The following is a 21,442-nucleotide window of genomic DNA, read 5'->3' on the forward strand; positions in this document are numbered from 1 at the left end:
GTCCGCCTTCCAACTGCACAAGCGGGCTGTAGACCGGCGCTTTCATCAGACCAATGCCGAGGATGCCAGCGAAGCCCTGTTGCCGGGCGAACGTGGCAAGCCCGTCCGAACCCGCGCAGTGGGGTGATTGCGGGGAGCACGAGACCTGCTCAACCAACTGAATCGCGATCGGGCCAGCCGTTGGGAGGTTGCCGATCGACACGGGGGCGTTTGCTCGTGAACCGGTGAATGTTGTCCCGTCCTCGTACGTGGTGCTTTCCCGTTCGCCCTCGGTGGTCAGACCAGCCTTCCCGACGCGGTTGGCGAAGACGCGCAAGCCGGGCGACCCCGTGTCGACCAGCACCGGGATTGATGGTCCACCGGCGACCCGCACGTGGGCGATCAGAAACGGATGCGAACCGTTGACGATCGGCATATCCAGTGTGATGGCCTTGCCACCGAGTCCCGAGGAAGCGAACGGGTCGGGCACGCCGCAACCCGCGACCAACAGGAGGGACGCCAACGCAAGCAGTCCCGCAGCGGCCCGACGGTGTTCGGCTCGCATGGTCACGCGCCCACCGTAACGAGAGAGCCGTCACATTCGCCTTAGAGCAGGAATAGGGGAGGCTAACCAAAGGTTGGCTCGCAGGTAGAGATCATCTGAGGCCTTGGTAGCACTCGAGACTCCGCACCCGCACGAATCGCAACGACAGCACTGTGGTGCTGTGGCTTTGGAAGGATCTGCATGTCCTCAGCAAGTTCGCCGACGGTGACCGCACCCGCTGGCATCCATAACCGCCGTTGGCTTGGCCTTGCCGTCATCGCAACTGCCCAGTTGATGGTGGTGCTCGACGCCAGCATCGTCAACATCGCACTGCCATCGGCGCAGATGGACCTAGGCATCTCCGACGCGAACCGGCAGTGGGTCGTGACGGCCTACACGTTGGCGTTCGGCGGTCTGCTACTCCTCGGTGGGCGCATCGCTGACTACGTTGGCCGCAAGCGAATGTTCCTCGTTGGGCTTATTGGATTTGCTGCTGCCTCCGCACTCGGCGGCTTGGCGCAAAGCGGGGGGATGCTGTTCGCCTCCCGCGCGCTGCAGGGCGCGTTCGCCGCGATGTTGGCACCAGCCGCGTTGTCGCTGATTACCGTCACATTCGTTGAACCCAAGGAACGGGCAAAGGCATTCGGCGTCTACGGCGCTATCGCTGGTGGTGGCGCTGCCATCGGCTTGGTCCTCGGAGGAATTCTGACCGAGTACGCATCCTGGCGCTGGTGCCTGTTGGTGAACGTTCCAATTGCGCTGGTCGCCTTCTTCGCGGCCATACCGATGCTCGCCGAGAGTCGCGCAGAGGGTAACCGAAAGTACGACATCCCCGGCGCGATCACCGTTACCGCTGGCCTTGTCGCCATGGTCTACGGATTCACCAAGGCGGCAACCGACGGATGGGCCTCGGCCGTCACGCTGGGCTTCATCGGCGCGTCGTTGGTGCTGCTCACCGCGTTTGTCATCATCGAGTCCCGCAGCTCGCACCCGCTGCTTCCGCTGCGAGTCGTCCTGGACCGCAACCGCGGTGGCTCGTTCATCACGTCGTTGATGGTCGGGGTTGCCCTGTTCGGGATGTTCCTCTTCCTTACCTTCTACATGCAGGGCACGCTGGGCTACTCGGCATTGCGGTCAGGTTTCGCGTTCCTGCCGTTCTCCGCTGGCGTGATCCTTTCCGCAGGTGCGGCCAGCCGGTTGTTGCCACGATTCGGTCCGAGACCCGTCATGACGACCGGTTTGATCCTCGGAATGATCGGCATGGCCTGGTTGACGCAAATCGGCGTTGACACCGCGTACCTCACGCACGTCATGCCATCGATGATTCTGCTGAGCGTCGGAATGGGACTGACGTTCGTTCCACTGTCGAGCACGGCGCTGACCGGCGTGCAGAAACACGATGCCGGTGTCGCCAGCGCGATGGTCAACACGACCCAGCAGATCGGTGGCTCGCTTGGAACCGCCTTGCTCAACACCATCGCCGCGTCGGCAACAACAGCGTTCGTGGTCGCACACGGCGGACAGGCTGCGCTGCCAGAGGGCATCGTCCACGGCTACACCGTTGCGTTTACCTGGGGTGCGGGAATCATGGCGGTAGCCGCGATCGTGACCTTCACGATGATCAAGCCGCAGCAGCACGAGCTGGAACCGACCAGCGAGCACACCGTGCTCGTTGGCTAGCGGCTCGTTGGATAACGCTCCGACCGTGGCGCCTATCCGTGCTTGCGGTAGAGCACCGTCCCGAAGGTGGCGGTCAGCACGATGAGCAGTGCAGCCAAGCCAAACAACAGTGCGTTCTGTCGGCTGGCATCGCTCGCGCCGGCAACCTGGTACTGGTAAACGCCCAGGTTGGTATTGGCGCCCTGCGCTGGACCGGCCGGTAGGCCTTGGCCAGCTTCAGCGCGGGCGTTCATGATCTCCAACTCGGCGGTTGACCGGGCCACCTCAATCTCAGCTTTGGCACCGTACTTGACCACCTGGCCCGCGTAGCCGCCATAGACGCCAAGCTTGTCCGCATATTCCTGCATCAATGCTGGCACCTGCTCGGCCGCAGGGCCGTACTGATCCACGTATCTGCTCGCCTGGGCAAAGAGCTTGTCGATTGTTGGGATGTAGGAGGCCATCTTCGACGTTCCGGGGACCATCTTGTTGTTCACCTCGGTCTTGGCCAGAATCATCATTGCGTTGAGGAACTTCAGTTGCTGGATGATGCCGCACTTCGAGATGCCGGATGGATTCTTCTTGCACTTGTTGTTGTCGAGCAGTCTGAACAAAGTCGGTTCGTACGCTTGGAATTGTTTGACGTACCCAATCCCCTTCTGTCCCAGAGCGCTCACCTTCTCGAGGGCCACAACGGCGCTGCCGAGCTTGGTCAGGATGCCGGGTAGGGCCGCTTTGAGCGAGGTCAGCAGCTCGACCGCAGTCGGGGCGTATGTCACACAATCGTCGATGTAGCCGGAGTAGTTTTCGAACAGGTACTTGAGGTCGTTCATGAACGAACCGAGTAGCGGAACGGCCTGCAGCACGTCCCAGTAGGTGTACGACGTCAGAGGCACGTAGTGGGTCGTCAGGTAGGTGTAGAACGCGTCCCATTTGTTGTCCACGCTTTGAACCTTGGGGCAAACCTGCTTGGCCGACTCGGCCACTGTCAGGGCCTTGTCCACTCCTTCCGGTCCGTATTGATTCAGCAGCGCGTCGACGTTCTTGATCTGTGGCAGCTTGCTCTGCAGGAGGTTCGCGCCCGTGACGAAGGCGTCGAGCCCCTGATTGAGTTTGTTCCGGTTCTTCTCGAGTTCCTTAGCGCCCAGTGTGCTGTATTGGCTCAGTAGGCCGATGACCTTCTGCGCCTGGGGAAGCAACTCATTGAGTTGTTTGGTGCCATCGGCAAGCTGCTGGACACCGGCGGTGGCCTGGTTGAGTTCTGCCTGGTAAGTCCCATCCTGGAACTTCTCGACAGTCGGAACGACGTACTCCTTCTCCAGGCCTGCGGCGAGCGCCGAGTACTTCATGAGCATGAGTTGGTACTTGGTCAACATGGACTGGCCCATGAGGCCGCCCTGGTAGACCATCTCGGTCGCCCTGTTTGCCAGTGGCGCGTACTGGAATGCCAAGCGTCCGATGGAGTTGTCCGACAGTGTTAGCGGCAGCGCTTGCATGGACGAGTTGGGTAGGTCCGCGTTATCCGCCCGCGCTTCGATGGTCAGGGTGGAGGTGTTGCTCAGCGGCGGGAACAACATGATCGTGCCGGCAAGGGTCGTGCCGGCCGGCTGCATGCCACCCTGCGCCCAGGGCGCGCTGACGTCGGAGAATCCCTGCGGGAGCGTGATCGAGAAGGCGCCGCCAAAAGGCACTGGCACGTCACGGGTCTCGGTCACCAGGTTCTTGTCCGGATCGCGGTAGCTGATGCGGGTTGGCACGGCGGTCTTGTTGGTGAACTTGTACGTGAGCACTACGTGGCCACTGACGCCCACCATCTTTGCGGGCTCCACGGGCTTGCCGTCGACGGTGGTTGTGACCTCGACCCCGATAGGTAAGTCGCCTTTGTACGAGCCGTTCGAGGCCGCGAGGGTCTGCTGGGTATTTCCGCCGGCGTTGTTGACGTCGTAGACGATGTCTTCGCCGTCCATCTTGGGGGCTTGGAAACCGCCACCGTTCTTTGCATTCACGGTTCCCATTGGCACCTTGACCGTTGCCGTGCCCTTGCCGGAGACCTGTGTGTTGGCGAGCAGAACTGTCGTGCCTGGAGTGCCGGACGGATCGGTCGCGACCAATACCGCCTTGCCGACGGTGACGTTGAGGCCGTTCTTGTCGGTACTGGCGGGATCCTGGTTGATCATTTGCGGCAAGCTCGACTTGTCGACCGACGGGCCGGATGACGATGGCATCAGGCCGGACAGCGGATTGTCGTCTGCGAGGGCTGACTGCGCGCCGCCGGCTGACATGCCAGCGACCAAAGTGCCCGCTGCGACCGCCACGACGGTGGTGCGCAGGCCACGGGATCTGATCAGCCGGTGCGCCTTGTCCGTCGTCCGGTTGGCCCGGGTTCGTTTGCCTGCCATGCCTACTGTGCCCCGTCCTGGGAAGTGAAAACGGAGATTCCACTGTGCTGCTGGGTCGGGATTGCACCCGCTGGATTCGCCGTGGCGTTGGTGGGCGCACCGGCGGCGTAGCCACCGTCAGATGGGTCGATTGGCTTCATCGGGTCGACCGAGTCCACCCCGCCTCGTGCCTCGCGCAGTTCAACCAGCAATGCGACGAGGAAGCCAGCCGACACCGCAAACAGCGAACCGGCCGCCACTGATACCGCTTGGCTCTCGAACAACCAGGGGGTGGTCATGAAGTAGCTGTTGTAGGAACCGGCAAAGACGGCCGTTCCGAGGAACATTGCCCACAGCGGCAACTTGTCCTTTGTCAGCGCGCTGATGAGCGTGAGTGCCAAGATGATCAGGACGACCGCAACGGCGTTTCCAAGCCACGTTGAGGGGAACACGGCAAGGCGCAGGACGAAGAAGATGATGCCGAGCAGGAAGCCAACCAGGAACGCACCGATCCGGGTGACCGGACTGTTGGTGCGAACGAGCCCCAGGGCCGCCCCCACTGCCAGCGAAAGCAGGACGTTCTGAAGACTGAGATTGAGTACCTGACCGGTCATGATGACCAGAAACGCCAATACGGCGCAGACCGCGCCGAACAGCATTGTTCTAGCCACTGGACACACCCCTCCGTGAGTTGTGCCCATTTGTACCCCCGTTTGAGGGCAGGTGTCGCGTTACCGGGTGAATGCCGACGGTGGGTTACTACTCCGGCTAGCCAGCGTTGCGAGCGGTGTCGCGGGCTTGGGGTCGTTGTGCTCCGGCGGCTACGGAGAGATCGTCGCCGAGTAGCTCTCACTCGGAATGTCGGTCGGGCCGGCCGCAGATGCACCGGTGAACTGAGCTGGTGCCCCAACGAGGTTCAGCTTGACCTTGATCTTGACGCTGGAGCCCAACGTACTCGCGCGGGTGCCGGTCCAGGTACCTGATCCGGTTGTTGCCCCGGCTTTCCCGCTGCCGTTGATCACCTCAAGAGTTGCATCGAACGCAGTCTTCTTGGTGTCAGCATCGAAAGCGGCCGTTCCTTGCTGTCGCATACCCAAGGTGGTTCCGTCGCTCCAAGTCAATTGCAGGAACCCACCAATCGGTCCACTGCCATCGGTGTAGTCCACGGTTCCGAGCATTCGCACGCGCACCGATCGGTCGTTGATCGTGGTGACGCCGGTGAGCACATTCGTGCCGTAGACCTGATTCTTGTCTGCCCCAACGGTGTCGGTACTGCTGTAAACCGAAGTCAGGTTCGAGTTGAAGTCGACCTCGGTGCCGCTGGTGCTCGGACTGGGGCTCGCTGAGGTGGATTCGGCAGTGCCGGTGGCGCTAGGCGTCTGGGTTGGCTCCGACGAACTGCCCGACGAGCAGCCGGAAAGCAGGGTGGCCGCAGTCAGGCTGGTGGCGGTGAGTAGGAGGGCAGATTTGGCGGGACCGAAGCGCATGGCGAGTAGCTTGCCACCGACCGCACCGAACCACAGGAAGACCCACCGGAGTCCCGTGACAGGGCACAGATCCACTGATCAATCCAAAACGCGGCCGCTGTTGGCTTTTTGCCCCGATCAAGGAACCCGGGGGCGGCGCAACGGGCGTTCACCGTCTCCGAATACGCTCTGGCAGATGACTGGAGGTGCTGTTACGTGAGGCTTTTTGTGCCCGCAGAGACTCGCGAGGGTGAACGGCGAGTTGCGATGGTCCCGGATACGGTGAGCCGGTTGGCCGCTCTGGGACTGGACATTTTGCTGGAATCCGGTGCAGGCGACACGGCATTTGGCGGCGATTCGGAGTACGAGGCCGCTGGTGCCAGCATCGTGGCACCCGAAGACGTCGACGACGCACTTGCTGATGCTGACGTGATCGCAACGGTGCGACCCCTCGATCCAGAACGCGGCGCAAAGCTCAAGTCGGGTGCCGTCGCGATGTCATTCCTACAACCCGCAAATGACACCGCAGCCATCGAAGCGATCGCCAGCGCTGGGGCGACTGCGCTGTCCTTCGATCTGGTGCCGCGCATTTCCCGGGCACAGTCAATGGACGCACTGACGTCGCAGGCACTGGTGACCGGATACCGCGCCGCGTTGGTCGGAGCCGAGCTGTTGCCCAAGTTCTTCCCGCTGTTCATGACCGCAGCTGGCACGATCCCACCTGCCAAGGTGCTGGTACTTGGTGCCGGTGTTGCCGGCTTGCAGGCGATTGCGACCGCCAAACGGTTGGGTGCGGTCGTTTCTGCCTATGACGTTCGCGCGGCATCGGCCGACGAGGTCAAGTCAATGGGCGCGAGCTTCATCGAGCTCGACCTTGAGGCGCTGGAGGCCGGTGGCGGCTATGCCCGCGAGATGTCCGAAGACCGCGCGGCCCGCCAACGCGAGCTGCTCACCCCATACATCACCGAGTCCGACGTGCTCATTACGACAGCCGCAGTTCCCGGTCGGCAGGCACCACGACTGGTCACCGCCGAGATGCTCGCGGACATGAAGCCCGGGTCAGTCGTCGTTGACCTCGCGGCCGAGACCGGCGGAAACGTGGAGGGCTCGGTGGCGGGCGAAGAGGTCGTCATCGACGGGGTACGGATCTGGGGAGCCAAAGACGTCGCGAGTTCGATGCCCGTCCACGCGTCAAGGCTGTACGCGATGAACGTGGTCGCTTTGCTCGGTTTGGCGGTGCAAGAAGGGGAACTGGTCCTCGATCCAGAGGACGAGGTCTTCCAGGGCTGCGCCGTTGTGCTCAACGGCGAGATAAAGCAGGGGGCATAGCCAGATGAACTCCGGTGTGGCACTACTGACCATTTTCATCCTGTCGATCTTTGTCGGCTTCGAAGTGGTCTCCAAAGTCTCGACCGTTCTGCATACGCCCCTCATGTCCGGGGCCAACGCCATCCACGGCGTGGTGCTCGTCGGCGCGATTTTGGTGACCGGCGAATCGGACTCCACCCTGACCACCGTGCTTGGCGTGATCGCCATCGTGCTGGCCACCATCAACATGGTCGGTGGATTCGTTGTCACCGACCGGATGCTGGAGATGTTCAAGCCGAAGAAGGCACCCAAACCAGTTGAATCGGCTACCGACGAGGGGGCCGGCAAATGACGATTGCAGCCGTTCCCGTCTGGTCACAACTCGTTGACCTGTTTGTCGCTATCTGCTTTGTGTTGGCCCTCAAGGGACTCTCCGGTCCCAAGACGGCCCGCAATGGCAACTTGCTCGGCGCCTTCGGTGCCGTCCTCGCAGTGGTCGTGTTGTTCTTTGCCCATCCCCACATGAAAAACGTGTGGCTGATCATCGCCGCGATCATCGTCGGCACCCTGATCGGCTTCCCAACGGCTCGTCGCGTGAAGATGACCGCGATGCCGCAGTTGGTCGCGTTGTTCAACGGCGTCGGTGGCGGTGCTGCGGCGCTGGTGGCGATCATTGAGTTCCTGGGTTCCGGAGACAACGAGTCGAAGGGGATCCTCGCCGCGACCGTCTTCACTGTGGTTGTTGGTTCAGTGTCCTTCACCGGATCGGTGCTGACCTTCCTGAAGTTGCAGGAAGCCATCACGACCCGACCGATCGTCTTGCCGGCGGGTCGGTTCGTGACCTCGCTGGTGGGCATCGGCACCCTCGTCGCCGCAGTCTGGCTGGTCGTCGCGCCGGCAACATGGCTACTAGTCGCGCTGATCGTGCTCTCGGCTGTCCTCGGCCTGCTGCTGGTGCTGCCAGTCGGTGGTGCGGACGTCCCGATCATCATTTCGCTGCTCAACGCATTTACCGGATTGTCAGTAGCCGCCAGCGGTTACGTCCTGGGCAACGTGCTGCTGATCGTCGCCGGCACCTTGGTCGGCGCCTCCGGAACGCTGCTCACCCGCGAGATGGCCAAGGCGATGGGTCGGCCATTGACCAACACCATGTTCGGCGCCTTCACGACCAAGTCCACCGCGGGTGGAGCCGGCGTCGCCGACGACCGTCCAGTTCGCTCGTCCTCGCCGGAGGATGTCGCCATCATGTTGGGCTACGCGAACAAGGTCATCATCGTTCCCGGTTACGGGCTCGCGGTTGCGCAGGCTCAGCACACCCTGCGGGAGTTGGTCGACATGCTCAACGACAAGGGTATTGAGGCTGACTACGCGATCCACCCAGTTGCCGGACGGATGCCGGGACATATGAACGTACTACTGGCAGAGGCGAATGTGCCCTACGACCAGCTCAAGGAAATGGACGAGATCAATCCGGAGTTTGCCTCCACGGATGTTGTTCTTGTCGTGGGTGCCAACGATGTGGTGAACCCCGCTGCGAAGAGCGATCCAACCGCTCCGATCTATGGCATGCCGATCCTGAACGTGGGTGACGCCCAGCAGGTCGTCTTCCTGAAGCGCTCAATGCGACCGGGATTCGCTGGCATTCAGAACGAATTGCTGTACGACCCCAAGACCACCTTGCTCTTCGGTGACGCGAAGGACTCGTTGAACAAGGTCGTCAGCGCAGTTAAAGAGATTTGATGGTTCGGCCTCTTCCCGAAGGGGCTCTTTGCTGCGACTCTAGGCCCGTGGGGACTCGCCCACAGGCCAGTGGAGGGGCTTGATGGACGACGACGCGATCGACTTTGTGGTTGCGGCCTGGCAAGAAGAGGGCCGCTGGATGCTGGAGGCGCTGCCGCCGCAGGCAGGGCTGTCCGTTGACCGCCTCATCAACTCGCTGGCGGCGCATCCATCCCAGGGCGGAGTGCTCGGACTGGTAAGCATCGCCGACGACTTCTTCGTGATCGCCCGCGTGCAAGGTCGACATCCGCGCTTCTTGCTGTCAGATGTGAGCGCAGGTCAGGATTGGCCGATTGCCGAGGAAGTGCTCGATCGCCTCGGGATTCCGATCCCCAACGATGATGATGACGACTTCGACGAGGTCACCCCTGCTGGTGATATGACAATCGTGGCGGACTGGGGAATGTCCGGCGCTGAGTTGACGATGTTGTGCGAGGACATCGACATGTTCCCCGACGAGGTATTGAGCGCGATCGCGACACGACTTGGCTTTGGTCCCTCATTCGACGCAGCGTCCGGGGATCTGCGAGCAGTCTGACGGCGCCCCGCACCCGGATCCGTGGACAAGCACCCGTTGGCTGCAATGAATCATCTGCCTACCCACGAAGAGTCGATGCGCCTGGCCCTTGCGGTTGCTCGGCAGGCAGCAGCCACCGACGATGTGCCCGTCGGCGCGGTTGTGCTGGATGCCGAGGGCCAAGTGATTGGGCAAGGCGTCAATCGCCGCGAGGCCGACCACGACCCGTCGGCCCACGCGGAGGTCGTCGCCCTGCGCCTGGCCGGCCAGGCCAGCGGCAACTGGCGCTTGGACGGCTGCACGCTGGTGGTCACGCTCGAGCCCTGTGCCATGTGCGCCGGCGCTTTGGTTTCGGCACGAATCGAGCAGCTAGTTTTTGGCGCGTATGACCAGAAGGCAGGCGCGGTGGGCAGTCGCTGGGATCTTGTCCGCGATCGCCGCCTCAACCACCGACCGGAGGTCGTTGGGGGGGTGCTTGCAGCTGAGTCGACCGAACTGCTGCAGGACTTCTTCGCCAGTCAGCGGATGACCGCCCATGCTGAAACTAGGCGCATCGATGGCGATGATTCAGCCACTCGGTTTCCCCGCGACACATAGCCGAACCGGTCGACTGCCACCTGCCAGGCTCAGCACCTGGCTCCGTTGAGGGAGACCCGGAACGATGTGAGTCGACGGCTGCCGCTGATGGCGCTCACTTTGGCGCAGGTGCGGTTCTTGGTCTTTGCCGTCACCTTGACCTGGGTGGTCTGGCCGCTGCGCAGAGTCCCGGTTGTCTTTGACCGAGTCAACTTCGACGTCGACACGCGCCAGCCTGCGCTTGAACCGCCGAGGTTGGTGATGCTCAAGCGTAGGGCGTGGCCCTTCTTCAGCTTGCACGTGCGAGTCCGGCAGGGCTTGGCGGCGACGAGCTTGGCTGGTGCGAGTCGAGAGACGACGGTCGGGTTACCCGCAACGCCCGTGGTGGAGCCAATCCACGCCGCATACGTCGAGACACGTGTGTAGACACCGGGGAAGCCAGCACGGCCACAGCCGTTTCCCCAACTGATGATGCCCACGAGCGTCTCCCTGCCCGCCCACGCGGTCAGCGGACCCCCCGAATCACCCTGACAGGAATCAGCACCGCCCTGCGGGATCCCACCGCAAATCATTGAGCGTGATTTGTAGCTGGTTCCGTATTGGCCACAACCACCCGTTTGGCCAGCCTCATCTTGAATCTTCACCGAACGCAGGAATCGACTCATGTAGCCACCGTCGCTGGTTCGGCCGAATCCGAACGCGGTCATAGCGGTTCCCAGCGATGGACCGGAGTTGTTGGCGGTGTAGGGCAGCGCCGTAATCGGCATCGCCGTGGCGGTCTGGATCAAGGCGATGTCGTTCTCCTCGGTGGCACTGGTGTAGTTGGGATGCACGTAGATCGACTTCCATCGAATCGGTGTCTCGCGCTCAAAACCCGCTGGGTTCACAAGTGCCTCGCTGGCTGCGACTTCGCCGGCGGACTGGCCGAAGACGCAATGTGCGGCGGTCACTATCCACCGACTCGATAGTGCTGTTCCGCCGCAGACCCAATCCTGGCGATCGAGGCGAGGGTGGAGCAGGACGTACCAAGGTGTCGGGGTGTTGGACTGGTTAACCGGTGCGCCCCCAACGATGCGAGACGCGGGCTGGCCGTCGATGCGCGCAGTGCCGGCGTGAGCGGGGGCAACGACGCCCGCACCCAGCAGGGCGAGAGCGCTGCCGGCTACCAATGCAGAGAGTAACCGCTTCACTACTCAATGTTACGTCTTGCTGCCTGGCGGAAGGACCTGACGAGTATCCGGTTGCACCCAGTCGGGCTAGTCGTCAGTTGAACTAGTCGTCAATCGAAAAGGTGCTGTGCGGGCGGCACCCGAGGCAAGGCAACCGAGGCAATGGGCAGGGCAGTCGAAGAGTTACGGTCGGCAGCCGCGTTTGTGGTTGAGCGCGACGACGAGGTTGCGGTTGGGGGTGTGCGATGCCTGGAACTGGACCTTCACGCACTTCTTAGCACGGCTGTTGGTGCTGAAGGAGACGTTGGTGGACCGGTGTGCCTTGAGCGCGCCCCGGCGCTGAGAGATCCGCAGTTTGGAGTCCTGCGACTTGAGCCGCCACGTGCCGCGGCTACCGCTGACGTTGTTGACCTTGAAGGTGGATCTGCCTGACTTGCACACCTTGCACACCCGACTGGTGCACTTGCCGGTGATGGTGAAGTGCGGTGGGAAGACAATGCGGTTGATCCACGATGCGTAGGTCGACACGCGGGTGTAAATGCCTGGGTAGCGAGCGAGGCCACAGCCGGTGCCGGTGCTGACGATCCCCACCAGCCGGGTACGTCCCGCCACCCGCGACGTCAAGGGCCCGCCGGAATCACCTTGACAGGCGTCCACGCCACCGTGGGGCAATCCACCGCACAGTTGGTAGGCACGGTTGAAGGCTGTGCCCCCGTACGAGCCGCACTTTTTGCCAGTGGGACCGGTGAGGTCCTGGATATTGCCGACCTGTAGGTAGCGAGCGATGCTGTCTTGATCGCCGGAAATCCGTTCCCCGAATCCGAACACCTGTGCCGCCGCGCCCTTCTTCGGCGAGGACTTGCTGGTGTTGATGCCCAGCCGTCCCGCCGGCATCGGCGAACGGGTTCGGAGCAGCGCGACGTCGTTACGCTGATTGCGCGAGTTTGGTTTGTATCCCGGATGCACCACGATCCGGCTGAGGAGGTACCCGTTGCCAGAGTTGATCTTCGACGGATTGATCTGGAGGTAGCTGCCACCACGCCCGGTCTGGGCAATGCCATCGCGTCCCGATTTGACGCAGTGCGCAGCGGTAACCGCCCACCGACGACTCAGCGCGGTCGCCCCACACAGCATCCGATCGCCGCGGAATGACGGCGTGAACTGGAGGAACCAGCTGGTGTTGGATCGATTCGCATTTGAGCCGCCGATCACTCGAACCTGCGGCCCATTTGAGTTCCGAGGTGCGTTGGCGGCCGAGGCTGGTTGGGCGAAGCCAACGAGTACGACAGTGGCCAGGGTCGCCGACATCGCGGCTCCCGTTGCTGTCAGTGCCCGCGAGCGGGCGGTTCTAGTCACTTGGTCACCCTATGCGTAGTCCCGGGGATTCGGTCCGAATAGTTGGCTATCCCACCAAATGGTCCCGGCCAGCATGGCGCTTCGTGGTGATACGTCTGGATCTGTAGGGTGCTGCACCGCGTGGGTTCGATCACTAGTTCACGGTCGAATCTGGATCGCCGGCCGACTGTGCCTGGGCGGCACACATGACGTCGGGTAGGCGCAGCGTGAGCGAATCGGTGAAGCGTTCAATCAGATCGGCGAGCATGTCGACGTCGGTTCCCTCCCACTCGGCGAGTACGTGAGAGAGCACCCAGTGCCGCATGGCTGCGCTCTCGGCCACTGCGGCACGTCCGGTGTCGGTCAACTCCACGGTGGTCCGTCGGCGGTCAGTGGGATCGGTGCCCCGCTGCACGAGACCCTCGGCTTCGGCGTCGGTCACTAGCCGGCTGGCAGTCGAATGGTCGAGTTCCAGGGCTGTCGCGACCTGCGTGATCGTTGGCGACTGCCCATCTGGCTCAGTCTCGGTGGTGGCCTCGGCGATCGCCATGCACGCCATCACCTTGGCGATGTCGATTTTGTCGCCGGTTGCTGCCATCGGCAGGGTCGTCGCGGGTGGCTTGACCATCATCCGGCGCATCCGCAGGAAGTTTCGGTCGAGGCGCTCGATTGCGGCGCGATCGTTCTCCAGCGGGGACCGGAATCCGCTATTTGGCACCCGAGCCTCCTCCGCGTCGTTGGGCGTTGTGTGCTGCACGGCACATTACATGTGGCCCACACACAGTTTACATGTGCCTCACATGTAACTTACTGTTCGGAAAGCTGGCGCAGCGCTGGCGAGGGACGACCGCCGAGCGAGCGGTGAGATGAAGGAGCAACACGTGGGTCCAGTTTCCAGATGGGCGGTTGATCGACCGAAGAGCGCGATCGCCGCGTGGGTGCTGATGGCGATCGTCATCATTGGACTAGCCGCCGGTTTTGGTGGGACCTACAACAACTCCTTCTCGCTGCCGGACACCGAGTCCAGCCAGGCCCAGAAGTTGCTTGAGCAGATTCCCGGCGCGAGCAGTTCGCTGACGGCATCCACCGGAAAGATGGTCTGGAGCCCTGAGTCAGGTTCGGCCAAGGCTCCGGCCGTCGCCAAGCCGGTCACCGAAACCCTCACCACCATTTCGCAGAACCCCGGCGTCGCTTGCGTCGTGAGCCCCTATGGCAAGCCACTGGGAACCGCCTGTCCAGCGGCCCAAACCAGCCCGAGTTCGGCACAGCCCGCCGCTGGCAGCCAACAAGCAGGCCAGCAGCCTGGACAGGGCCAGACCGCCCCGCCGACGGCGGAAGCCGCCAAGGCAATGGCTGGATTGGCACCTTCGGGAATCAGTGTGGATGGCCGGGTCGGCTACGCCACCATCACCTTCAAAGGTGCAGCTGAGGACCTTAACGCCGCTGACGCCGTCGCGGTTCTCGATCAGGTCACCGCGCTCAACGGCCAGGATGGCCTGCGCGTAGGCGTAAATGGTCAGGCGCTGGAATTCGCTGGCCAAGAGCCGCCGAGCGGCGAGGCCATCGGTGTCACCGTCGCATTGATCATTTTGCTCTTCACGTTTGGTTCCCTTGTGGGTGCGCTGCTGCCGATCGGTTCGGCGATTCTGTCGCTGGCAGTCGGGCAGGCCCTGGTCCTGGTCACCGCGCGGTTCCTCGACGTTGCGACGTTTGCTCCGACCCTGGCCGCGATGATTGGCCTCGGTGTTGGCATCGACTACTCGCTGTTCGTCATCAACCGGTACAAACAGGCGCTCGAGGCTGGTCGTGATCCACGTTCGGCGGCGCACGAGGCTGTTCGGACGTCCGGTCGCGCGGTCGTCTTCGCGGCGGCCACCGTTGTCATTGCGCTGCTCGGTCTCTTCGTGCTCGGCATCGACTTCTTCAACGGTCTCGCGGTTGCGGCTGCGGCCACTGTCATCCTGATGATGATCGGCGCGACGCTGTTGCTGCCGGCGGTCCTGTCATTGCTGGGTCTGAAGGCCTTTGCGATCAAGATGCCGTGGGCTCGCAAGCCCAAGGTGCACAATCCCGACGGTGGCGGCTTTGCGCGGTATGGCGCCTGGTTGCAGAAGAACTACCGCTGGTTCGGTGCGCTGGCACTAGCGGCACTGATCGTCATTGCACTGCCGATCAGTTCATTGCGATTGGGCTTCACCGATGACAGCGGGAAGGCGCCGGAAAAGAGCGCTCGGATCGCCTACGACCTGGTCAGCGAAGGATTCGGTCCCGGTACGAACGGGCCGTTCATCATCGCTGTACAGACCAAGACCCCCGGCGACAATGCGGCAGTCCAACAGTTGGCCGCAACGGTATCCGCCGACCCCGGCGTCGCAGCCGCGGTTGCGTCACCGATGGTGCCGACCTCGGACGTGGCGGCAATGCGGGTCGTTCCAACCACCAGTCCGCAGGATCCTGCCACGACGGACCTGTTGAACCGTCTGCGCGACGAGGACATCCCCAAGGCCATGGAGGCTGGCAACGTCTCGGCGTTCGTGGGCGGCACGCAAGCGATCACGTCGGACTTCACCACCGTCCTGACCAAGTCGCTGCCGCTGTTCCTGTCGGTGGTCATCGGCCTCGGGTTCCTGGCGCTGGTGTTGCTGTTCCGCTCGATCATCGTGCCGTTGACCGGCGCCATCACCAGCCTGCTCTCGCTGTCGGCTGCGATGGGCGTCACTGTGGCCGTGTTCCAGTGGGGCTGGCTCGCCGACGTGATCGGGATCAACGCGACCGGACCCATTCAGCCTTTCCTTCCGATCATGGTGTTCGCCATCCTGTTTGGCCTGTCCATGGACTACCAGGTGTTCCTGGTCAGTCGAATGCAGGAGGAGTGGGGTCACACCCAGAACAACCGCAAATCGGTTAGGCGCGGCCTGGCGGCCTCGGGCCGGGTCGTGGCAATCGCGGCGGCGATCATGTTCAGCGTCTTTGCGGCGTTCATGTTGGGTAACGATCCGACGATCAAGTTGTTTGGTCTGGCGCTGTCCACGGCGGTGCTGTTCGATGCCTTCGTGGTTCGCCTGATCATCGTTCCATCGCTGATGTATCAGTTCGGCAACGCCAACTGGTGGCTGCCTGGCTGGCTGCGGCAAATGCTGCCGAACATCGCGGTGGAGAGCGAAGAAGACGCGGCGTTCGAAGAGTCGGAGATCGACGACATCCCCGAGGACGAGCCGGAACCGGTGAAGGTCTGATCGGCCAACGACTCAAGAACGACTGGACCTGAGCGCGGTGCGGAGCTACGGCACCGCGCTCAGGTTGTCTGTGGGCTCGCGCTGGGCGGTTCAGTGATGAACGCGCGGTCCGAGCACCTCATTGCGTTGTCGTTCTAGCTGCTCCAACGGATCGTCCGCTTCGCTTAGCTGGGCAGGGCCCAAGACGCGCAACAGGCTCTTACGTGCCAGGTAGTAGAGCCTGAATCCAATATGATTCATGGCCTTCTCCTTCCGACCAAAACAACGCTACGCCTCCGGGTGTAATTAGACAACATCAGGTTGGCTAATTACCGTCCGAATGAGTCGTGACGGTGGAATGAGAAGGTTGTTCCGGCGTCGATATCCATGGGGTGAGAGATGGCAAAGCTCGTGCTGCATATCGGCACGCGGAAAACGGGAACGACCTTCCTGCAGAGCTACTTGCACGAGAACGTCGCGCAACTGAAAAAGCAGGGTTGGTCCTATCCAGAATTCGTGGAGGAACGCAACCACCTGGAGTTCGCGCTGCTCTTTCACGACAAGGTTTCCGGGATCCATCGCATGCGCGGGATGCCGGACCGAGCGGCTATCAATCGCAACGCCCAAAAGTGGGCCGATCAACTCCGCAAACACGTCCGGCCCAACTCCCGCTGGATCATCACGAGCGAGATGTTCAGCACGCGGCTGCAGACCGTGGGCGAGGTCCAGAATGCGGTGACCTTCCTGCGCCAATTCTTCGACGACATCACAGTGGTGTTGTTCGTCCGGCGCCAAGAGTTCATGTTCCCGAGCGTCTATTCGCAGTCGGTCAAGAATGGCTTCAGCCCCACGTGGTCGTGGGGTTTCTGCAAGAAGCGACTGTCGAAGCTCGACTACCAAACAATGTACGAGCGGTGGAATGGCGCGAACGGTGTCGACGAGATGGTCGTTGTGCCATTCCTCGAGTCGGACAAGGCGAACGCTGACCGGCTGCCGGAGCAGTTCTCCGAGGCGACTGGCATCAAGTTTGGGCAGGACTGGGTAATGCCCCCGGAGTTCCATTCCAACCAGAGCCTCAGCGCGGAAGGGATTGCCTTCCTGCGTGTTGTCAATCCGTATATCCCACTGATGCGTGCGGACAACACGTCGAACCGGTACCAGCGCGAACTCGTCATCGAACGGCTGATGGAGCTGACACCGGGTCCATCGATCCGTCCCGACGCCGAGATTCAGGCCCGGATCATTGACCATTACAAGCCCAGTAATCAGGCCCTGGTCGATGCCTTGCAAGGCGGCCGGTCCGCATCGCAAGCGTGGGATGAATGGCTGCAACCACCGGCTGAAGCTCCGCGACCCGTCGATGTGCCAGACATCAGCCCGTCGCGCGTCGCCGAGCTGATGGTGGCCCTGTCTGAGCCCCATGGTCCCGTGGCATGGGGACGCGTGGACTCCAAACCGTTGCTCGTGGGTCAGTTTGCCCGGGAGTTGGTCACCGAGCGACTGTTGAAGCGCAGGAAGTGACGCTGCCGGGACTGCTCAGCCGGCCGGGATCGCCTCGCGCTTGGTCTTCGCCCACGCCTGGTTGCCCCGCAGTTGGCGGTACAGGCCGATGAAGACGACTGGCCACATGATCCACGTGTAGAGGATGTAGGGGAACAGCGCGGCCAGTACCGAGAAGACTCCTCGCCACCCTTTGCCACGGCCAACGATGATGACCCCCAGAATCGTGGGTCCGAGCGACAGTTGCAGGAAGAAGAGCAACAACCAGAAGTTGCCGAACGGCAAGTAGGGAACCCCGAAGCCGATCGTCAGCACGAGGGCAACGATCACCGCGATACCGACGATGATCTGTAGCGCCGGCTGAATCAGGGTGTACAGCCCATCGAATCGCCGCAAACCCACCAAGTGGTGGGAGTGCAGCCGTTTCAGACTGCCGAAGACCTGCAGGTTGCCCTGCATCCACCGCGCTCGTTGACGGTAGAGCGGACGCAAGTTGTTGAGCCCTTGTTGACGAACGTTGCTGAACGGTTCGTGTACCCCGAACCAGCCTCGTTCGAGTAGTCGCAGACCGAGTTCTTGGTCCTCGGTGAGGTAGTCCGACCACGGACCTCGTTCGGTACTCACCGACTCCAGCGTGGACATTCGGTTGAACTGGCCATTGCCACCCATGAAGGCAGATCCCCACCGTGAGCGACCCACCTGGAATAGGCCGCCGAAAACGAGGAACTCCAAGCCCTGCATTCGCGTGAGATATGACGACTCGTTGTAGATCTGCACGCTGAGCTGCAGACCGCCCACGCGCGGCTCGTCGAAGTGGCGTGCAGCCGTTGCCGGTGCCTGCGCAGCGAGTCGACCGTCGGCGTCCACGATCCCGAAGATGACTTTCGATCTGGGCCAACGCTCGAATCCCGGTTGGGTCAAGACGTCGTCGCGAACGAAGTGGAACGCGGCGTTCAACGCGGCGGCCTTTCCCTTGCGCGCGTGTGGGGGGACCCGGGTGAACACGGTCAGGTCGGGGCCGGCAATGCCTTGTAAGACCTCGCCGGTCTCGTCCTCGGACCCGTCGTTGATGACCAGAATGAGCTTGTGGGTGGCGTTGACCGCGCGTAGTCGGTCAACGCTGTCGGCAATGGTGACGGCTTCGTTAAGGGCCGGAACCATGAAGACCCACAGGTAGTCCTGCTCCCGTCCGAGCGGTTGCTTGCGCCAATACTTGAGGTAGCGACTGCCACTGACGAACAGCACAATCGTCCAGGTGTAACCGATCATGATGGCGACGAACGCGATGAAGTACCCGACGAACGCGAGCCATTCACCCCAGGACACGGCTAGGCCTCGCTGCCGGGTACGGGGGTGGCTTGTCCCTTGGGCCGCCACCACAACCAGGCGACGAGCAGGATGAGCAGCACACCTAATGCGATCGCGCCCACGGCTATCGGGCTGATGCCCGTGGATTCGGTGGGTGGGGAGATCCGCAGTTGCGTGGGCACCTTCGTCGGACCCATCGCCAGGGCTTCTCCCTGCAGAGCCAGCCATCGCTGTGGTGGTCGGTTCGCGTACTGCGCGAGCTCGGTCGCCAACTCCGCGTTAACGGCTTGCTGGTCGGGCGTTCTCCCCTGCCCACTGAGCAGGATCAGGTTGCGATCACCATCGGCGTACGCGGCGAGCACCGCCAGCGGCTCGTCCTGCGAGAAAGAGAAGCGGTTGTCCGGCGGTCCGATCTCGATGGTTGATCCGACAGTGACTTCGGCATTCAACTGTTGCGCTTGTGCCAAGCTCGAACCCACGAGTACTCCTGCGGCACCGGCTTGGGCGAAGCTCTGGAAGTCCAGCACGGTGACGGTCAACTGCTGCGTGGGCGTCGCAGACTGAAGCGAGGAGATGAGTTCGCCGGCTGCCGTCGCTTGCGCGCCACTCATTTGTGCTGTGCCCGTCGCGAATGGGATCCCGGCGGCAAGAGTCTGTGGGAAGCGGTCGAAACCTGGCGCGAGTGATTCGCCAGCGATGCCTTCGACGGTGCTCTGTTCGACGTCGACGTCGGCCCGTGCGCCCAGGTCCGCAGGTGAGCAGCTCGCACCGGGCGGCGTGTAGAACAGCTGGATTGACAGGGCGTTGTCGCGCCGCAGCAACTTCTGATCGATGGTCAACGGGAGGTCGATCGTTGATTCCTTGCCCATGTCCAGCGACGCAACCAGGGTGCCGTTCCAGACGAAGTCGACCCGACCTTGCCCACCCGTCGGCACGGGCGTCATGTTGCCCCGCAGGTTCAGCTGGATCCGTTCCACGCTCTGGCCGAACGCCGGTTGGTTGATGGCGACAACTGCCTCGGAGCGGCCCACCCCAGTAAGGGAGACGGGGTCGGCGCCGAACTTCACCAACGAGATGGATCCGGGTTTGACGTTGAACGCAGGTGGGTGCGTGAGGCCGGTCGCCGAGCTGGACTGGAGGGCGTTGGTGTTGGCGTCGCCGAGCGCGATTGCCGCCTGGTCAATCCCGGTCCCACCGCCGGTAATGACTAGCTGGCCCGCTTTGTTCAACACGACGGAATTGCCAGCGGCGTCAGGAGTCTCGCTCACCCGAATGACGCGGTTGAGGAAGTCACCAGCGACCGGAGCATCCGTGGCGGCGAATCTGATGGTTGTCGGTGAGGGGTAGCGGTAGGTCAGAGCTGAGACTGCATCGAGGCCAGCTTGCTGTTCTGCCTGGCGGGGGGAGGCAGGCACAACGACGGTGTAGGAATCCAGGCCAGCTGACAGGAACGCACCGATGTTCGTCGGGGCAACGGTCGGGATGGTGAAAGCGACCTTCGCGTTCGTGAGGGTCGCGATCGCGGTGTCGTCGGCGAAGCAGTCCTTGGCGGATTCCAATTTGGCCGACATGACTATCGGCAAAACGCCGTCAACGAGGTCATCCGGTTTCAGCGCGGAATTGATGTCTCCACCAGTCTGGGCGTTGACTTCAGCGATCTTGCGGCCATTTGCCGTGAGGATGACTTTGCCCGGCAAGTTGTAGGCGGCTTTCAGGGTTCCGGTGAGTCGGGTTGCCGTACCACCCTGTGGAATCGAAACCTGCACCCGCGATTGCCCGTTCGCACCTTGAATTCCCAGCGTGTACGGCAGCTCGGCGGTTCCCGTCGTGGTCTTGGACTTCGCCGCCGTTGTCGCGAGGGGCGCACCGCTAGCGGTACCGGCGAAGCTGACTACTAGGCCCGCTACCAGCAAGACTGGCGTGACGTATCGCAACAGCCTGGGCATGCGGCAAATATCCCACCGCCGATGGGCTCACTGCATCTTTTTGGCCAGGCTGGGCTTTTGGTTCGACTGGACCTTGGCGCTGACTGCGGTCAGCGGACCCGGGCCGCCAACTTGGCGACGGACACCTTTGCGTCTTCGGTGTAGACGCCGACTTTGCCGGATCGGTAGGCATGCTCACGGTCGACGGTCGAGGCGACCTTGCGGTTGCCGATCGTCAACGTGATGCGAGTCGAACCGTCTGCCCGAGTAACGCGACGAACTTGGGTCGTGGTCCAACTGCCGACAGAGGCCGAGGCGTTGTTACCCGTGGCGAGGAAGCGTTGACCACCGGGGTAGGTCGGGTCGCGCTTGCCCAATTCCCAACCGTTGGTCTTGGCAATTGCATAGGAGAAGTGATCATTGTCCGTGTAGTCCCAGACCAGCCAACCGGTCTCCCACGGGTTGGGTGCTGATCCTGTTCGCAGCTGGCTGTCGGTACGCAACCGCCCAGTCACGTTCAACTTCGACGAGGCGAAGCTTGACTTGGAAACAACTAGCGCGGCATGGGTCCTGTCCGGCGACGAGGCTGACTGCGGTTGGAGCACCAACTTGGCCCGTCCGACAGGACTGCTGACCACTGATCCGTAACCGGCAAACACGACGTACCAGTCGCCGATGGATGCCCCGTCCGACGCGGTTGCGGAAGGTAGGCCGCGCAACCCGGTGACTGGCGCTGCTCCTGCGGGCGGAGCAAGGGCCGTGACGGCTGTCGCAGCGGCTGCCG

At 62.5% G+C, this 21,442-nt stretch carries 19 protein-coding genes; 8 read left to right on the forward strand and 11 right to left on the reverse strand.

What is annotated here, in order from left to right; genetic code table 11:
* On the reverse strand, positions 1–550 hold a 550-nt coding region (locus KAZ48_06310; protein MBP7972394.1), incomplete at its 3' end, for a DUF3443 family protein.
* A 174-nt stretch (positions 551–724) separates the two neighbouring features.
* Between KAZ48_06310 and KAZ48_06315 the strand changes: the two genes are divergently transcribed.
* Entirely contained in the window at positions 725–2,203 is a 1,479-nt protein-coding gene (locus KAZ48_06315) for an MFS transporter (GenBank protein MBP7972395.1), read from the forward strand.
* A 32-nt stretch (positions 2,204–2,235) separates the two neighbouring features.
* Here the strand turns inward: KAZ48_06315 and KAZ48_06320 are convergent, their stop codons facing one another.
* From KAZ48_06320 to KAZ48_06330, 3 genes are all read right to left on the reverse strand, one after another.
* Complete coding sequence (locus KAZ48_06320) at positions 2,236–4,581, reverse strand: hypothetical protein (GenBank protein MBP7972396.1); 2,346 nt, start codon at positions 4,579–4,581, stop codon at positions 2,236–2,238.
* A gap of 2 nt (positions 4,582–4,583) precedes the next feature.
* Complete coding sequence (locus tag KAZ48_06325; GenBank protein ID MBP7972397.1) at positions 4,584–5,231, reverse strand: hypothetical protein; 648 nt, start codon at positions 5,229–5,231, stop codon at positions 4,584–4,586.
* Between the two features lie 150 nt (positions 5,232–5,381).
* Entirely contained in the window at positions 5,382–6,122 is a 741-nt protein-coding gene (locus KAZ48_06330; GenBank protein MBP7972398.1) for a hypothetical protein, read from the reverse strand.
* Between the two features lie 120 nt (positions 6,123–6,242).
* Between KAZ48_06330 and KAZ48_06335 the strand changes: the two genes are divergently transcribed.
* The 5 genes from KAZ48_06335 to tadA all read left to right on the forward strand — a co-directional run bounded on the left by KAZ48_06335 (position 6,243) and on the right by tadA (position 10,227).
* Positions 6,243–7,355, forward strand: a complete 1,113-nt coding sequence (locus KAZ48_06335) for an NAD(P) transhydrogenase subunit alpha (protein ID MBP7972399.1) — start codon at positions 6,243–6,245, stop codon at positions 7,353–7,355.
* 4 nt (positions 7,356–7,359) lie between these two features.
* Positions 7,360–7,686 carry an NAD(P) transhydrogenase subunit alpha gene (locus KAZ48_06340; GenBank protein MBP7972400.1) on the forward strand — a complete coding sequence of 109 codons (327 nt, stop codon included), beginning with the start codon at positions 7,360–7,362 and terminating at the stop codon, positions 7,684–7,686.
* Entirely contained in the window at positions 7,683–9,074 is a 1,392-nt protein-coding gene (locus KAZ48_06345) for an NAD(P)(+) transhydrogenase (Re/Si-specific) subunit beta (GenBank protein ID MBP7972401.1), read from the forward strand. The genes KAZ48_06340 and KAZ48_06345 overlap by 4 nt, the downstream gene beginning before the upstream one ends.
* Positions 9,075–9,156: 82 nt before the next feature.
* Positions 9,157–9,651, forward strand: coding sequence for a tRNA adenosine deaminase-associated protein (locus KAZ48_06350; GenBank protein ID MBP7972402.1), 495 nt, complete (start codon positions 9,157–9,159; stop codon positions 9,649–9,651).
* A 75-nt stretch (positions 9,652–9,726) separates the two neighbouring features.
* Entirely contained in the window at positions 9,727–10,227 is a 501-nt protein-coding gene (gene tadA, locus KAZ48_06355) for a tRNA adenosine(34) deaminase TadA (protein MBP7972403.1), read from the forward strand.
* A gap of 29 nt (positions 10,228–10,256) precedes the next feature.
* Here tadA and KAZ48_06360 read toward each other — a convergent pair whose 3' ends face one another.
* The 3 genes from KAZ48_06360 to KAZ48_06370 form a co-directional block, all read right to left on the reverse strand.
* Complete coding sequence (locus KAZ48_06360) at positions 10,257–11,396, reverse strand: serine protease (protein MBP7972404.1); 1,140 nt, start codon at positions 11,394–11,396, stop codon at positions 10,257–10,259.
* 162 nt (positions 11,397–11,558) lie between these two features.
* Positions 11,559–12,731, reverse strand: a complete 1,173-nt coding sequence (locus KAZ48_06365; protein MBP7972405.1) for a serine protease — start codon at positions 12,729–12,731, stop codon at positions 11,559–11,561.
* 133 nt (positions 12,732–12,864) lie between these two features.
* Complete coding sequence (locus tag KAZ48_06370; protein MBP7972406.1) at positions 12,865–13,428, reverse strand: winged helix-turn-helix transcriptional regulator; 564 nt, start codon at positions 13,426–13,428, stop codon at positions 12,865–12,867.
* A gap of 163 nt (positions 13,429–13,591) precedes the next feature.
* Between KAZ48_06370 and KAZ48_06375 the strand changes: the two genes are divergently transcribed.
* Positions 13,592–15,946 carry an MMPL family transporter gene (locus KAZ48_06375; GenBank protein ID MBP7972407.1) on the forward strand — a complete coding sequence of 785 codons (2,355 nt, stop codon included), beginning with the start codon at positions 13,592–13,594 and terminating at the stop codon, positions 15,944–15,946.
* A 90-nt stretch (positions 15,947–16,036) separates the two neighbouring features.
* Here KAZ48_06375 and KAZ48_06380 read toward each other — a convergent pair whose 3' ends face one another.
* Positions 16,037–16,186: a hypothetical protein gene (locus KAZ48_06380; protein MBP7972408.1), complete on the reverse strand. Its 150-nt coding sequence runs from the start codon at positions 16,184–16,186 to the stop codon at positions 16,037–16,039.
* A 138-nt stretch (positions 16,187–16,324) separates the two neighbouring features.
* Between KAZ48_06380 and KAZ48_06385 the strand changes: the two genes are divergently transcribed.
* Positions 16,325–17,446, forward strand: coding sequence for a hypothetical protein (locus tag KAZ48_06385; GenBank protein ID MBP7972409.1), 1,122 nt, complete (start codon positions 16,325–16,327; stop codon positions 17,444–17,446).
* A gap of 15 nt (positions 17,447–17,461) precedes the next feature.
* Here KAZ48_06385 and KAZ48_06390 read toward each other — a convergent pair whose 3' ends face one another.
* From KAZ48_06390 to KAZ48_06400, 3 genes are all read right to left on the reverse strand, one after another.
* A complete protein-coding gene (locus KAZ48_06390) occupies positions 17,462–18,751 on the reverse strand; it encodes a glycosyltransferase family 2 protein (protein MBP7972410.1) in 1,290 nt (429 codons plus the stop codon).
* 2 nt (positions 18,752–18,753) lie between these two features.
* Positions 18,754–20,679, reverse strand: coding sequence for a cellulose biosynthesis cyclic di-GMP-binding regulatory protein BcsB (locus KAZ48_06395; GenBank protein ID MBP7972411.1), 1,926 nt, complete (start codon positions 20,677–20,679; stop codon positions 18,754–18,756).
* A gap of 89 nt (positions 20,680–20,768) precedes the next feature.
* A partial coding sequence (locus tag KAZ48_06400) for a hypothetical protein (GenBank protein ID MBP7972412.1) occupies positions 20,769–21,442 on the reverse strand: 674 nt, incomplete at its 5' end.

The sequence above is a fragment of the Candidatus Nanopelagicales bacterium genome (assembly GCA_018003655.1).
GTDB lineage: Bacteria > Actinomycetota > Actinomycetes > S36-B12 > UBA10799 > JAGNDY01.